Below are 15,334 nucleotides of genomic sequence, written 5' to 3' on the forward strand. Positions count from 1 at the left end.
AGTCGCTAGAGTTCGGCTGTCCTTTTACTCGCCTCGACTCAATAATCAATACAAATGGGAGTGTCTTGTGGAAATTGCCTGTCTCGACCTGGAAGGTGTGCTGGTCCCGGAAATCTGGATCGCCTTTGCCGAAAAAACCGGTATTGAATCCCTCAAGGCAACCACTCGGGATATTCCCGATTACGACGTGCTGATGAAGCAGCGCCTGCGGATTCTTGATGAGCACGGCTTGAAGCTGTCCGATATCCAGGAAGTGATCGCGACCCTCAAGCCGCTGGACGGTGCCATTGAGTTCGTCAACTGGCTGCGCGAGCGGTTTCAGGTGGTGATTCTTTCGGACACTTTCTATGAGTTCTCCCAGCCGCTGATGCGTCAACTGGGTTTCCCGACGCTGCTTTGCCATCGGTTGATCACTGATGAAACGGATCGGGTGATCGGCTATCAACTGCGCCAGAAAGACCCCAAGCGCCAGTCGGTGCTGGCGTTCAAGAGCCTGTACTACCGAGTGATCGCGGCCGGTGATTCATACAACGACACCACGATGCTGGGCGAGGCCGACGCGGGGATTCTGTTTCATGCGCCGGAAAACGTGATTCGCGAGTTCCCGCAGTTTCCGGCAGTGCACACCTTTGCCGAGCTCAAGCAGGAGTTCTTGAAAGCTTCGAATCGGGAGTTGAGCCTGTAATCGGATGACGGGTTGGGTTGAGTGTCGATCGTTCCCACGCTCCGCGTGGGAATGCCTCACTGGACGCTCTGCGTCCGCTTCGACAGTGACGCAGAGCGTCACGGACTGCATTCCCACGCAGAGCATGGGAACGATCGACTGTCACAATCCCTGCAAGGTTTCCAGCAGCACCTTCACCTTGGTGATGGACTCCTGATATTCGGCCTGCCAGTCCGAGTCCGCGACGATTCCGCCACCGCCCCAGCAGCAGACTTGCTCATCCTTGACCAGCAAGCTGCGGATGGCGATAGAACTGTCCATTTCCCCGCGTACATCCAGATACAGCAATGAGCCGCAATATAACCCGCGTCGGGTCGGTTCCAGCTCGTCGATGATTTGCATCGCACGGATTTTCGGTGCGCCGGTGATCGAGCCGCCGGGGAAACTGCCGGCGATCAGGTCCAGGGCATCTTTATCATCCGCCAACTCGCCGGTGACGCTGCTGACCAGGTGATGCACGTTCGGGTAGCTTTCCAGGCTGAACAACTCCGGCACTCGCACCGAGCCGATACGGCAGGTGCGGCCCAGATCGTTGCGCAGCAGGTCGACGATCATCAGGTTTTCCGCACGATCCTTGGCGCTGGCCAGCAGCTCGGTGGCATTGGCCGCGTCTTCAAAAGCGTCCTTGCCGCGCGGCCGGGTGCCTTTGATCGGACGGGTTTCCACGTGGCCGTCACTGACTTTCACGAAGCGTTCCGGAGACAGGCTCAGCACCGCGCCGCCGTCGGGCAGGCTCTGGAAACCGGAGAAGGGCGTCGGGCACGCTGCCCGCAGCGCGCAGTACGCCGTCCACGGGTCGCCCTGGCATCGCGCGCGGAAGCGTTGGGCAAAGTTGACCTGATAACAGTCGCCGGCCTGAATGTAATGCTGGATGCGCAGGAAAGCTTGCTGATAGTCGCCGGGACTGAGGTCAGGGCTCATCGGACCGTTTAGCGTGAAGGCTTCGGGTGTCGAGTGCGCTGGCTGGCTGAACAGCTCGATCAGGCGCTGACGTTCGGTATCGGCCAGGCTTGGGTGAAACACCAGTTGGCTGGTGCCCGACAAGTGATCGCTGATCAACGCCCAGTTGTACAGACCCAGGTGCGCATCGGGTAACCGCAAGTCATCACGGGCCTGGTTCGGCAGGGTTTCCAGATGGCGGCCAAAGTCATAGCTGAGGTAGCCGATCAAGCCGCCGACGAAGGGCAGTTGATACGGTTGCGGCAGCGCAGCGTTGCCAAGTCGGGTCAGGTTGTTACGTAGCCGTTGCAGGAAATGGGCACCGCTTTCGTCCGGTAATACTGTTAGCTGCTCCAGCGGCCAGGCGCTGAGCAGGTCATAGTGTCCGCGCTCGGCGCTCGGGCGACCGCTGTCGAGCAGCACGGCGCCGGGGGCATGCCGAATCGCCGCGAAATACTCGGCGGGGTTGGCGCGATAAGGGAGCGGGTGTACGGAGCAGGTCAACATGCGGGGCAGATCAGTCATCGGTGCGCGGCTGGCGATTGTAGTCCCCTGCAGGATTTGCTCCTAGAGGGGATGTCGGGGGATGGCACTTTTTACGTCGCAAGAATGCTGTAGCCGCGTCCTTCGGCAGCGCCTACAGGGTTGCGGTCACGGGGTGTATTCCCTGACCTTGCGTGAGGAGTGCTCATTGTGTTCTTCAAACGCTGGTATATGCCCGAACAGATGTTGAGCAAAACGCACACGTTCCTCCGGCGTTTCCTTGATGCCTCTGGCCTTGAGCTCTTCCAGGCGCGCTTCCACGGCATGGGTGCGCAGGGTCAGGCCGCAATCGTTGGCGATCTGGATGTTCAGGCCGGGGCGGGCATTGAGTTCGAGAATCAACGGGCCTTTTTCCTGGTCCAGCACCATATCGACGCCGATATAGCCCAGTCCGCAGAGTTCATAGCAACCGGCCGCCAGCTTCATGAAGCCGTCCCAATAAGGCAGCTGCACGCCGTCCACCGCATTGGTGGTGTCCGGGTGTTTGGTGATGATGCTGTTCAGCCAGGTACCGCGCAGGGTCAGGCCGGTGGCCATGTCGACACCGACGCCGATGGCGCCCTGGTGCAGGTTGGCTTTGCCATTCGACTGACGGGTTGGCAGGCGCAACATGGCCATCACCGGATAGCCCATCAGTACGATGACGCGGATATCGGGCACGCCTTCGTAGCTGATACTTTTGAAGATCTGGTCCGGGATTACGCGGTATTCGATCAATGCCCGATCACGATGACCGCCCAGGGAATACAGGCCAGTCAGAATGCTGGAAATCTGATGTTCGATTTCCTCATGGGTGATGATTTTCCCGGACACCGTGCGATAGCGGCCCTCGAAGCGGTCGGCGATCACCAGGATGCCGTCACCGCCAGCCCCCTGGGCCGGCTTGATGACGAAGTCGCTGCGCCCGCCGATGATCTCGTCGAGCTTGTCGATTTCCTTTTCGGTGGAGATCACTCCGTACATTTCCGGTACCTGAATGCCGGCCTTGATCGCACGTTCCTTGGTGATGATTTTGTCATCGACAATCGGGTACAGGCTGCGCTTGTTGTACTTGAGCACGTAGTCTGCGTTACGCCGATTGATCCCCATGACACCCCGGGCTTGCAGGGCCTTCCAGGTCTTCCAGAGGCCAAACATTACGAATCAGCCTTGAGGAAGGCTTTGAACCGCACCAGTTCGGTGAGGCGGTAGCCACGATAGCGCCCCATGGCCAGCATGAAGCCCACCATAATGAACAGTATCGCCGGGAAGGTGAACACGAAGTAGATCAGCTCCGGCACGCTCATGATCAGGTGTGCCAGGGAGGCGGCGAACAGCGTACCAATGGCGACTTTCATCGCATGGCCGGCACCACGTTCTTCCCAGGTGATCGACAGGCGTTCGATGGTCATGGTCAGAATCACCATCGGGAACAGCGCTACCGACAGGCCGCGTTCCAGGCCCAGTTTGTGGCTGAAGAGGCTGATCGCAGCGATCAGCACCACGACAAAGGTCAATACCACCGACAGCCTGGGCAGCATTTGCAGTTTCAAGTGTTCAAGGTACGAGCGTAGCGACAAGCCCAGCGCGGTGATGATGGTGAACAGCACGATACCGAATCCCAGCTGCGTCTCGCGAAAGGCCAGGGCAATCAGTACCGGGGTGAACGTGCCCAGGGTCTGCAGGCCGATCAGGTTGCGCAGGATCAGAATCACCAGCACGCCGATCGGGATCATCACCATGACCATGAACGTCTGCTGGGTTTGCAGCGGCAGACCGTAGAGCGAATATCCGAGGAAGTTGGCGTCGGAGTTTTCGTCGGTCAGCTTGGCCAGGCGTATGGCGTTCATTTCGCTGTTGTTCATGCTGAAGGTGACGGTGGCTTTCTTGCCGCCATCGACGGTAATCAGGTTGTCATCACCGGTCCACCACAGCAGGCGGTCGGTGGGCAGGCCTTGCTCGCCGGTATCCGGGTTGAAGTACAGCCAGTCGGTGCCGTTGAAGCTGCGCAGCCACAGTTCCGGAGTTTGCGGCTGGTCCGCCACCAGGCGAATGGTGTGGACCTTTTCCATCGGCACATGGGCGATAGACAGCAAAAGCTCGACGATCTTTGCCTTGTGCGGCGTCGACGGATCGCCACCCAGCAGCAGTTTGACGTTGTCGTCATTGAGGTTGTTGACACGTTTGATGGCTTCGCCGATGAAGGTTTCGACGTCCGCCGAGTGCTGGCGAATCGGGGCGAGCAGGGCTTCAGCAGCGATTTTTTCCGGGCCTTCGACCGGGATGCTGTCGCGGAAAGTCGGGCCTTTGATCTTGGATTTTTCACCGCTGTAGCGCTTGGTCAGCACCAGACGGTAGTAGAGGGTCTGATTGCCCTTGGCGCGACGGGCGGACCAGGTGACCTTGCGGTTGCCGTCGACGCGGTTGACGGCCACGCCGTAGTTGTTGGAGATAAAGCTTTCGTTGAGGCTGACGTAGTCGCGGCTCAGTGGTGGCACGAACATCTGAATCTTGATCGGGTCCTTGGCACTGGCGACGAACTGGACCTTGGCATCGATGTTCCACAAGTCGTCGGTGGCGTCTTCGGTCACGGGAATGCCGAGCACGAAAATCTGGTAGGCCGTGACTGAAATACCCAGCACCACCAGGATGGCGATCAGGATTTTCAGATGGAGGGTAAGAGCGCGCATTGAAATTACTCTGCGGTATGAGCGTCGGCGGCGCAGGCGGGTTTGCCAGCAGCGTATTTGAGACTGGGGTCGACCAGCGCATCAAAGCGCTTGAGCGCTTCGGATCCGATCAAAAGCGGGTATTGGAATGCACTTCGGTCGGTCAGGTTAACTTCAATACTGCGCAAAGCGCTGCCCATGCAGATATCCAGGGCAATCACCGGGCGGGCGGTGTAGGTCTTGTCTTCATAGGGATCGTAGTCGCCCGCGCGGCGCTTGATCTTGCTGACCCGCGCCAGTGGACGTTCAATCGGGTGTGAGTGGGCGGTGTCAATGGCCAGGTAGAAGCGTACCCAGGACTCGCCGTTACGTTTGAAACGTTTGATGTCGCGAGCACTGAGGGAGGCGGTTTTGGCGCCGGTGTCGAGTTTGGCCGCGACTTCCAGATCGATCCCGGCAAGCTTTGCGTATTCATTCAGGCCATAAACGGTCTTCTCGGCGGCAGCGCTCACACCGGGCAGGCAGAGTAGGCAAAGCAATGTAGGGAAGGGCTTGAGTCTCATAAATCCTGGAGCGTCGCAATGCGATCTTCGGTTCAAGGCGACTGGCATTGCTGCGCAACCTCGTGCGCCTGCCATAAAAAGATGACAGGCAAATGCGGGCGGCATTCTAGCATGCTGGTTTTATGGCGCCAGCGCTCCAGGTTGGCTATAAACAGGGGTTCTGCATCGTTATGGTGCAGATGGTTATTAGACGATTGTCGACAATACCTATTTTTCCTTTGACTGTTTGTATGTAATTAGCTAGTTTTTGTCGCATTGGATTTAAAGGTGTCGACAATATGCTGGATCAACTCGATCCCCCAGTTCTGATGCAGGATGATTCGGAGACCCTCTCCGAGAATGTCTTCCGGCGTATCCAGGCAGCCATTGTCAAAGGCGATATCGCCCCGGGCAGCAAGATTTCCGAGCCGGAGCTGGCGCGCACCTATGGCATCAGCCGCGGGCCGTTGCGTGAGGCGATCCACCGTCTGGAAGGGCAGCGGCTGCTGGTGCGCATTCCCCATGTCGGCGCGCGGGTGGTTTCCCTCAGCCATGCCGAGTTGATCGAACTCTATGAAATCCGCGAATCCCTGGAAGGCATGGCTTGTCGTCTGGCCGCCGAGCGCATGAGCGTCGAAGAAATCGACGAGCTGCGCCGGGTTCTCGAGACCCATGAGCGCGATGCCGCGTTCCAGGCCGGTGTCGGTTATTACCAGCAGGAAGGCGATTTCGACTTTCACTACCGGATCATTCAGGGCGCGGGCAACCGCACCCTGACCCAGATGCTCTGCGGTGAGCTGTACCAGTTGGTTCGCATGTACCGCATACAGTTTTCCGCTACGCCTAACCGCCCGCGCCAGGCGTTCGCCGAACATCACCGGATTCTCGACGCGATTGCTGATCGCGACGGTGAACTGGCCGAGTTGTTGATGCGCCGCCACATCGGCGCTTCCAAACGCAATATCGCGCGTCATTACCAGGACAGCGCCAACCAGACAGCCACTCCACGAGGTGAGTCATGAGTTCCAACAAGAGCACTCCAGGCCAGCGTTTCCGCGATGCGGTCGCCAGTGAACAGCCGCTGCAAGTGGTCGGCGCGATCAACGCCAACCACGCCTTGCTGGCCAAGCGCGCCGGTTTCAAGGCGATCTACCTGTCCGGTGGCGGGGTGGCTGCCGGCTCTCTCGGTGTGCCGGACCTGGGTATTACCGGTCTGGATGACGTGTTGACCGACGTACGCCGGATCACTGACGTCTGCGATCTGCCGCTGCTGGTGGACGTGGACACCGGTTTCGGCTCCTCGGCGTTCAACGTGGCACGTACCGTCAAGTCGATGATCAAGTTCGGCGCGGCGGCGATTCACATCGAAGACCAGGTCGGCGCCAAGCGCTGCGGCCACCGTCCGAACAAGGAAATCGTTTCTCAACAGGAAATGGTCGACCGCATCAAGGCCGCCGTCGATGCGCGCACCGATGACAGCTTCGTCATCATGGCGCGTACCGATGCGCTGGCGGTGGAAGGTCTGGAGTCGGCGCTCGATCGCGCCGCAGCCTGCATCGAGGCTGGCGCCGATATGGTTTTCCCGGAAGCCATTACCGAACTGGAAATGTACAAGCTGTTTGCCAGCCGCGTGAAAGCGCCGATTCTGGCCAATATCACGGAATTCGGCGCGACGCCGCTGTACACCGTCGAGCAATTGAAAGCCGCCGATGTTTCGCTGGTGCTGTACCCGCTGTCGGCATTCCGCGCCATGAACAAGGCTGCAGAAAACGTCTACACCGCCATTCGCCGCGACGGCACGCAGCAGAACGTCATCGACACTATGCAAACCCGTATGGAGCTGTACGACGCCATCGATTACCACGTTTTCGAGCAGAAGCTTGATGCGTTGTTTGCGTCGAAGAAATAAACCGTAAATCGGGGGGCTCGGTCCGCCTTTGAAAGGATCGCAGCCTTCGGCATCACCCAAAGAACCTGATGAAACACAACTTGCCGATTCCCTAACAAATTCAAGATTGGAGAAAGCAATGGCCGAAGCAAAAGTATTGAGTGGCGCCGGGCTACGGGGCCAGGTGGCCGGGCAAACCGCATTGTCCACCGTGGGACTGGAGGGCGCGGGCCTGACCTATCGCGGCTATGACGTTCGCGAACTGGCCGCCGACGCACAGTTCGAAGAAGTGGCCTACCTGCTGCTGTACGGCGAGCTGCCGACCAAGGCGCAGCTGGCGGCCTACATCAGCAAACTGAGCAAGCTGCGTGACCTGCCGCAAGCGCTGAAGGAGGTGCTCGAGCGCATTCCGGCGGACGTTCACCCGATGGACGTGATGCGCACCGGATGCTCGTTCCTGGGCAACATCGAACCGGAGAAAGACTTCTCTGAACAACATGATGCCACCGACCGGCTGCTGGCCGCGTTCCCGGCGATCATGTGCTACTGGTATCGCTTCAGCCACGACGGCAAACGCATTAACTGCGTGACCGATGAAGAATCCATCGGCGGGCATTTCCTGCACTTGCTGCACGATAAGAAGCCGAGCGAATTGCACGTCAAGGTCATGAACGTTTCGCTGATCCTTTACGCGGAACACGAGTTCAACGCATCGACCTTTACCGCTCGAGTCTGCGCGTCGACCTTGTCCGACCTGTATTCCTGCATCACCGCGGCCATCGGCTCCTTGCGCGGCCCGCTGCACGGCGGCGCCAACGAAGCGGCAATGGAAATGATCGAGCGCTTCAAGTCCCCCGAGGAGGCGATCAAAGGCACCCTCGGCATGCTCGAGCGCAAAGACAAGATCATGGGTTTTGGTCACGCGATCTATAAAGACAACGACCCGCGTAATGAAGTGATCAAGGGCTGGTCGAAAAAGCTCGCCGATGAAGTGGGCGACAAGGTGTTGTTCCCGGTCTCTGAAGCCATCGACAAGACCATGTGGGAGCAAAAGAAACTGTTCCCCAACGCCGACTTCTACCACGCCTCGACGTACCACTTCATGGGCATTCCGACCAAGCTGTTCACGCCGATTTTTGTCTGCTCACGCCTGACCGGCTGGGCCGCTCACGTGTTCGAGCAGCGCGCCCACAACCGCATCATCCGCCCGAGTGCCGAGTACGTCGGCGTTGAACAGCGCAAGTTCGTGCCAATCGAGCAACGCTGACCGGTGGGCATCGGCGTCGGTTGCTGAATGAAACGAAGAACCCTGTGTAGGAGCCGGGCTTGCTCGCGATAGCGGTGTAACTGTCGACATCAATGTTGAATGTCAGTCCGTCATCGCGAGCAAGCTCGCTCCTACAGTGGATCGCGTTCATTTCAAGCCCGGTGCCAGGCGCCTCCCTCTGAAACTACCGTGATCGAGTCCTGACGCCCATGAACACTGAATTCCGCAAATCGCTGCCCGGTACCCAACTGGATTACTTCGACGTCCGCGCGGCTGTCGACGGCATCCAGCCCGGTGCCTACGACACACTGCCTTACACCTCCCGTGTGCTGGCCGAGAACCTGGTACGTCGCTGCGATCCTGCGACCCTCACCGACTCCCTGAAGCAGCTCATCGAACGCAAGCGCGATCTGGACTTCCCGTGGTTCCCGGCCCGTGTGGTGTGTCATGACATTCTCGGCCAGACCGCGCTGGTCGACCTCGCCGGCTTGCGTGATGCCATCGCCCTGCAAGGTGGCGACCCGGCCTTGGTCAACCCGGTGGTGCCGACCCAACTGATCGTCGATCACTCGCTGGCCGTGGAGTGCGGCGGCTTCGACCCGGACGCGTTCACCAAGAACCGTGCGATCGAAGATCGACGCAACGAAGACCGTTTCCACTTCATCAACTGGACCAAGAAGGCGTTCAAGAACGTCGACGTGATTCCGCCAGGCAACGGGATCATGCACCAGATCAATCTGGAGAAAATGTCTCCGGTGATTCAGGTGCGCGATGGCGTGGCCTTCCCGGATACCTGTGTCGGCACCGACAGCCACACCCCGCACGTGGATGCCCTTGGGGTGATCGCCATCGGCGTCGGTGGCCTGGAAGCCGAGAGCGTGATGCTCGGCCGCGCCTCGTGGATGCGCCTGCCGGAAAGTGTCGGCGTCGAGCTGACGGGCAAGCTGCAACCGGGCATCACCGCCACCGACATGGTGCTGGCGCTGACCGAGTTCTTGCGTAAACAAAAAGTCGTCGGCGCATGGCTGGAATTCTTCGGCGAAGGCGCTTCGGCGCTGACCTTGGGCGACCGCGCGACCATTTCCAACATGGCCCCGGAATACGGTGCCACCGCGGCGATGTTCTACATCGACCAGCAGACCATCGACTACCTGAAACTCACCGGCCGTGAAGACCAGCAGGTGCAACTGGTAGAGCTCTACGCCAAACAGACCGGTCTTTGGGCCGACAGCCTGAAGCAGGCGCAATATGAGCGTGGTCTGCGGTTCGATCTGTCTTCGGTGGTGCGCAATATGGCCGGTCCGAGCAATCCCCATGCGCGGGTGGCCACCACGGACCTCGCGGCCAAGGGCATTGCCGGTCAGTGGGACGATGTACCGGGGCAGATGCCCGATGGCGCGGTGATCATTGCCGCCATCACCAGCTGCACCAACACCAGCAACCCGCGCAACGTCATCGCCGCCGGCCTGATGGCGCGTAACGCCAACAAGCTGGGGCTGACCCGCAAGCCGTGGGTCAAGTCGTCCCTGGCCCCGGGTTCCAAGACCGTTGCGCTGTACCTGGACGAAGCCGGCCTGACTCAAGAGCTGGAGCAACTGGGATTCGGCGTGGTGGCGTTCGCCTGCACTACCTGCAACGGCATGTCTGGCGCGCTGGACCCGGTGATCCAGCAAGAGATCATCGACCGCGATCTGTACGCCACCGCCGTGTTGTCGGGTAACCGCAACTTCGACGGGCGTATTCACCCATACGCCAAGCAGGCGTTCCTCGCTTCGCCGCCGCTGGTGGTGGCTTACGCTATTGCCGGGACCATCCGTTTCGACATCGAAAAAGACGTGCTGGGCCTGACCGCCGATGGCAAGGAAATCCGCCTCAAAGATATCTGGCCCAGCGACGAAGAGATCGATGCGGTGGTCAAGGCGTCGGTCAAGCCGGAGCAGTTCCGCAAGGTGTATATCCCGATGTTCGCGATTCACGAAGACACAGGTCCCAAGGTCGAGCCGCTGTACGACTGGCGCGAGATGAGCACCTACATCCGCCGTCCGCCGTACTGGGAAGGTGCGCTGGCCGGTGAGCGTCCGCTCAAGGGCATGCGTCCATTGGCCGTGCTGCCGGATAACATCACTACCGATCACCTGTCGCCGTCCAACGCGATCATGCTCGACAGCGCCGCCGGTGAGTACCTGGCGAAAATGGGCCTGCCGGAGGAGGACTTCAACTCCTACGCCACCCACCGTGGCGATCACTTGACCGCGCAACGCGCAACCTTCGCCAATCCGAAACTGTTCAACGAAATGGTCAAGGAAAACGGAGCGGTCAAACAGGGTTCCCTGGCCCGCGTCGAACCGGAAGGCAAGGTCATGCGCATGTGGGAAGCCATCGAGACCTACATGGAGCGCAAGCAGCCGCTGATCATCATCGCCGGCGCCGATTACGGTCAGGGTTCTTCCCGTGACTGGGCGGCCAAGGGCGTGCGTCTGGCCGGCGTGGAAGCCATCGCCGCCGAAGGTTTCGAGCGCATCCACCGTACCAACCTGGTCGGCATGGGTGTGCTGCCGCTGGAATTCAAACCGGGTGTAGATCGCAAGACGCTGGGTATCGACGGCAGCGAAACCTTCGACGTGATCGGCGAGCGTACCCCCCGTGCCACGCTAACCCTGTTGATTAACCGCAAGAACGGTGAGTGCCTCGAGGTGCCGGTCACCTGTCGCCTCGATACCGCCGAAGAAGTCTCGATCTACGAGGCCGGTGGTGTGCTGCAACGTTTCGCCCAGGACTTCCTCGAGTCGGCGGTTGCCGTCTAATACGACGAGCTGGAGCGGGACGTCGAAGTCCCGCCCCGGCCTATAAGGAAAAACATGGCTCACGTACCGCAAATCAAGATTCCCGCCACCTACATGCGAGGCGGCACCAGCAAAGGCGTGTTCTTCAGCCTGCAAGACCTTCCCGAATCTGCCCAGGTCCCGGGTGCTGCACGCGATGCACTGTTGCTACGGGTGATTGGTAGCCCGGATCCGTATGACAAGCAGATCGATGGCATGGGGGCTGCGACCTCGAGCACCAGCAAGACGGTCATCCTGTCCAGGAGCACAAGGCCCGACCACGACGTCGATTACCTGTTCGGTCAGGTCTCCATCGACAAGCCCTTCGTCGACTGGAGCGGCAACTGCGGCAACCTCTCCGCGGCGGTCGGCGCATTTGCCATCAGCAGCGGCCTGGTGGACGCCAGCCGCATCCCCCAAAACGGTGTGGCCACGGTGCGCATCTGGCAGGCCAATATCGGCAAGACCATCATCGCCCATGTGCCCATCACTGACGGCGCGGTGCAGGAAACCGGTGATTTCGAGCTCGACGGCGTGACCTTTCCTGCCGCCGAAGTCCAGCTCGAGTTCATGGACCCGGCCGCCGAGGAGGAGGGTGCGGGCGGCTCGATGTTCCCCACCGGCAATCTGGTCGATGACCTGCAGGTGCCAGGCCTTGGCACGCTCAAGGTGACGATGATCAATGCCGGGATCCCGACCATCTTCGTCAACGCGGATGCCATCGGCTACACTGGCACCGAGTTGCAGGGCGACATCAACGGTGACGCGAAGGCGCTGGCGATGTTCGAGACGATTCGTGCACACGGCGCACTGCGCATGGGCCTCATCCAGCACATTGATGAAGCCGCCAAGCGTCAGCACACGCCCAAGGTCGCCTTCGTCGCCAGGCCGGCCGATTACCTTGCCTCCAGCGGCAAGTTGATTTGCGCGGGTGACGTGGACCTGCTCGTACGCGCGCTGTCCATGGGCAAGCTGCACCACGCCATGATGGGCACGGCCGCTGTGGCCATCGGCACCGCCGCGGCAATTCCGGGCACGCTGGTGAGCCTCGCTGCCGGCGGCAGTGCGCACAGTGCGGTGCGCTTCGGTCATCCCTCGGGCACCCTGCGCGTAGGCGCGGAGGCCAGCCAGGTCAACGGCGAGTGGACTGTGAACAAGGCCATCATGAGCCGCAGCGCCCGTGTGCTGATGGAAGGCTGGGTGCGCGTGCCGGGTGATGCTTTCTAAGGCGGGCTTGCTCCCCGGTGAATGATAAGGCGGTGCGCCTGGCACACCGCGGCGCCTGCATCGCGAGCAAGCCCGCTCCCACATTAGATTTTCGGTGTGAGCACAATTGTGTGCAGGGCACCGATCCAGTGTGGGAGCGGGCTTGCTCGCGATGGCGGCGCCCCGTTCTCTCAGAAGACCAAGACAATTGTTCCCGCACTTAACCGAGGGAATCAAAGATGAGCGCTAACGTCGACCTGAACTATCGCCCCGACTACGACACCGTCCTGCAGGACATTGCCGACTACGTCCTGAACTTCAGGATCAAGTCCAAAGAAGCGCTGGACACTGCCCGCAACTGCCTGATGGACACCCTCGGCTGTGGCCTGCTGGCCCTGCGTTTTCCGGAGTGCACCAAGCACCTGGGGCCGATCGTGGAGGGCACTGTCGTACCGTTTGGCGCTCGGGTACCAGGCACCAGTTTTCGCCTTGATCCGGTCAAGGCGGCCTGGGACATTGGTTGCATCGTTCGTTGGCTCGACTACAACGACACCTGGCTGGCCGCCGAGTGGGGTCATCCATCCGACAACCTCGGCGGCATCCTGGCTGTGGCTGACCACCTGTCGCAGAAGCGTGTGGCCAATGGCGACGCGCCCCTGACCATTCGCGCCGTGCTGGAAGCGATGATCATGGCCCACGAGATACAGGGCGTGATCGCACTGGAAAACTCCTTCAATCGCGTAGGTCTGGACCACGTAATCCTGGTGAAAGTGGCCTCGACCGCTGTCACCGCGAAACTGATGGGCGCCAACCGCGAGCAACTGTTGTCCGCGTTGTCCCACGCGTTCGCCGATGGTCAGGCGCTGCGCACCTACCGTCACGCGCCGAACGCCGGTTCGCGTAAATCCTGGGCGGCGGGCGATGCGTCGAGCCGTGGCGTGCGTCTGGCGGACATTGCCATGCGCGGCGAAATGGGCATCCCGGGTGTGCTGACAGCAAAACAGTGGGGGTTCTACGACGTGCTGTTCAGCCATACCAACAAGGATCTGGCGCTCAAACCTGAAGACAAGCGTTGCTTCTGCTTCTCGCAGAAATTCGGCACCTACGTGATGGAGAACGTGCTGTTCAAAATCAGCTTCCCGGCCGAGTTTCACGCGCAAACTGCCTGTGAAGCTGCCGTGACCCTGCACGCTCAGGTCAAGGATCGCCTGCACGACATCGACAAGATCGTCATCACCACTCACGAATCGGCGATCCGCATCATTTCCAAGGTCGGCAAGCTGGCCAACGCCGCTGACCGCGACCACTGCATTCAGTACATGACTGCCGTACCGTTGGCTTTCGGTAACCTGGTGGCCGAGCAATACGAAGACGATTTTCACGCCGGCCATCCGATTATCGATGAACTGCGCGAGAAGATGGTCGTCGTCGAAGACCCGCGTTACACCAGCGAATACCTGGAAGCCGACAAGCGTTCCATCGCCAACGCCCTGCAAGTGTTCTTCAAGGACGGCTCGAAAACCGGACAGGTCGTGGTTGAGTACCCGATTGGCCACCGCCGTCGCCGCGCCGACGGCATTCCATTGCTGGAGGACAAGTTCAAGACCAACCTGGCAACCCGGTTCACCGCGCAACGCACCGCTGAAATCTTTGCCCTGTGCAAGGACCAGGCTGCACTTGAAGTGACCCCGGTCAACCGCTTTGTTGATATGTTCGTGGTCTGACGCCTGCACGCCCCGGAACGCACGATCTTGATCAGCAGTTTGAGCAAGGCGCTGGCGACGGCTTCAGGGCTGGGGAATGAGTGGGCTAAGCGCTTGAAATTACACCGCGTTATCGTTCATCGCGAGCAAGCTCGCTCCTACAGGAAGTACACGATCTAGTAATGTGGGAGCGGGCTTGCTCGCGATAGCGGTCTGACAGGCGATATAACAATTACTTGAACCGCCGTTCCACGCCTTTCTCCACCAGAATCTTCGCCGAAATCTCTTCCACCGAAAAATGTGTGGAGTTGATATGCGCGATGTTCTCGCGGCGGAACAGATTCTCCACTTCCCGTACTTCGAATTCGCACTGGGCATAACTCGAATAGCGGCTGTTAGGCTTGCGCTCGTTGCGGATCGCAGTGAGGCGGTCCGGGTCGATGGTCAGGCCGAACAGTTTGTGCTGATGGGCGCGTAGGGCTGCGGGCAGTTGCAGACGCTCCATGTCGTCTTCGGTCAGCGGGTAGTTGGCCGCGCGGATGCCGAATTGCATGGCCATGTACAGGCAGGTCGGGGTTTTGCCGCAGCGCGAGACACCCACCAGGATCAGATCGGCCTTGTCGTAATAGTGGGTTCGGGCGCCGTCGTCGTTGTCGAGGGCGAAGTTCACCGCCTCGATGCGTTCCATATAGTTGGAGTTGTGGCCAATGGAATGAGACTTGCCGACCGAATACGACGAATGCTCGCTCAACTCCTGCTCCAGTGGCGCGAGGAAGGTCGAGAAAATGTCAATCATGAAACCATTGGAAGTCGCGAGGATCTCACGAATATCCTGATTGACGATGGTATCGAAGATGATCGGGCGAAATCCGTCCTTTTCGGCGGCATTGTTGATTTGTTGTACCATGGCCCGCGCTTTGTCCACGCTGTCGATGTACGGCCGTATGGCTTTGCTGAAGGTAATGTTTTCGAACTGCGCCAACAGGCTTTGACCCAGGGTTTCGGCTGTAATGCCCGTGCCATCGGAGATAAAGAAAGCAGATCGTTTCATT

12 protein-coding genes are annotated in these 15,334 nt (G+C 59.8%); 7 read left to right on the forward strand and 5 right to left on the reverse strand.

Annotation, left to right across the window (positions count from 1 at the left end; all coding sequences use genetic code 11):
• The first annotated feature begins 67 nt into the window (after nucleotides 1–67).
• Nucleotides 68–685, forward strand: a complete 618-nt coding sequence (gene thrH, locus AC07O1_RS09175; protein WP_495088564.1) for a bifunctional phosphoserine phosphatase/homoserine phosphotransferase ThrH — start codon at nucleotides 68–70, stop codon at nucleotides 683–685.
• Between the two features lie 141 nt (nucleotides 686–826).
• On the opposite strand, the gene pabB is transcribed toward thrH, so the two are convergent.
• The 4 genes from pabB to rloA all read right to left on the reverse strand — a co-directional run bounded on the left by pabB (nucleotide 827) and on the right by rloA (nucleotide 5,417).
• Nucleotides 827–2,170 carry an aminodeoxychorismate synthase component I gene (gene pabB, locus AC07O1_RS09180; RefSeq protein WP_495088666.1) on the reverse strand — a complete coding sequence of 448 codons (1,344 nt, stop codon included), beginning with the start codon at nucleotides 2,168–2,170 and terminating at the stop codon, nucleotides 827–829.
• 144 nt (nucleotides 2,171–2,314) lie between these two features.
• Nucleotides 2,315–3,343: an alpha-L-glutamate ligase-like protein gene (locus AC07O1_RS09185; RefSeq protein ID WP_495088565.1), complete on the reverse strand. Its 1,029-nt coding sequence runs from the start codon at nucleotides 3,341–3,343 to the stop codon at nucleotides 2,315–2,317.
• On the reverse strand, nucleotides 3,343–4,875 hold the full coding sequence (gene rloB / locus AC07O1_RS09190) for an osmotic stress tolerance membrane protein RloB (protein ID WP_494992403.1): 1,533 nt from the start codon (nucleotides 4,873–4,875) through the stop codon (nucleotides 3,343–3,345). Before rloB ends, AC07O1_RS09185 begins: the two co-directional genes overlap by 1 nt.
• 5 nt (nucleotides 4,876–4,880) lie before the next feature.
• Entirely contained in the window at nucleotides 4,881–5,417 is a 537-nt protein-coding gene (gene rloA / locus AC07O1_RS09195) for a retropepsin-like aspartic peptidase RloA (RefSeq protein WP_494992402.1), read from the reverse strand.
• A 278-nt stretch (nucleotides 5,418–5,695) separates the two neighbouring features.
• On the opposite strand from rloA, the gene AC07O1_RS09200 reads away from it, so the two are divergent.
• The 6 genes from AC07O1_RS09200 to prpD all read left to right on the forward strand — a co-directional run bounded on the left by AC07O1_RS09200 (nucleotide 5,696) and on the right by prpD (nucleotide 14,303).
• Complete coding sequence (locus AC07O1_RS09200; RefSeq protein ID WP_494992401.1) at nucleotides 5,696–6,418, forward strand: GntR family transcriptional regulator; 723 nt, start codon at nucleotides 5,696–5,698, stop codon at nucleotides 6,416–6,418.
• Nucleotides 6,415–7,305, forward strand: coding sequence for a methylisocitrate lyase (prpB, locus tag AC07O1_RS09205; protein WP_494992400.1), 891 nt, complete (start codon nucleotides 6,415–6,417; stop codon nucleotides 7,303–7,305). Before AC07O1_RS09200 ends, prpB begins: the two co-directional genes overlap by 4 nt.
• A gap of 118 nt (nucleotides 7,306–7,423) precedes the next feature.
• Nucleotides 7,424–8,551 carry a bifunctional 2-methylcitrate synthase/citrate synthase gene (gene prpC, locus AC07O1_RS09210; RefSeq protein WP_495010619.1) on the forward strand — a complete coding sequence of 376 codons (1,128 nt, stop codon included), beginning with the start codon at nucleotides 7,424–7,426 and terminating at the stop codon, nucleotides 8,549–8,551.
• Between the two features lie 209 nt (nucleotides 8,552–8,760).
• Entirely contained in the window at nucleotides 8,761–11,355 is a 2,595-nt protein-coding gene (gene acnD, locus AC07O1_RS09215; RefSeq protein ID WP_495088566.1) for a Fe/S-dependent 2-methylisocitrate dehydratase AcnD, read from the forward strand.
• 54 nt (nucleotides 11,356–11,409) lie between these two features.
• A complete protein-coding gene (gene prpF / locus AC07O1_RS09220; RefSeq protein ID WP_495088567.1) occupies nucleotides 11,410–12,600 on the forward strand; it encodes a 2-methylaconitate cis-trans isomerase PrpF in 1,191 nt (396 codons plus the stop codon).
• Nucleotides 12,601–12,818: 218 nt separating this feature from the next.
• Entirely contained in the window at nucleotides 12,819–14,303 is a 1,485-nt protein-coding gene (gene prpD, locus AC07O1_RS09225; protein ID WP_495088568.1) for a 2-methylcitrate dehydratase, read from the forward strand.
• A gap of 211 nt (nucleotides 14,304–14,514) precedes the next feature.
• Here prpD and ppsR read toward each other — a convergent pair whose 3' ends face one another.
• The gene (ppsR, locus tag AC07O1_RS09230; RefSeq protein ID WP_494992395.1) at nucleotides 14,515–15,333 is read right to left on the reverse strand and encodes a posphoenolpyruvate synthetase regulatory kinase/phosphorylase PpsR; all 819 of its coding nucleotides are present in this window, start codon (nucleotides 15,331–15,333) and stop codon (nucleotides 14,515–14,517) included.
• Nucleotide 15,334 lies beyond the last annotated feature (1 nt).

It is taken from the genome of Pseudomonas sp. GW821-FHT07G10, assembly GCF_059418545.1.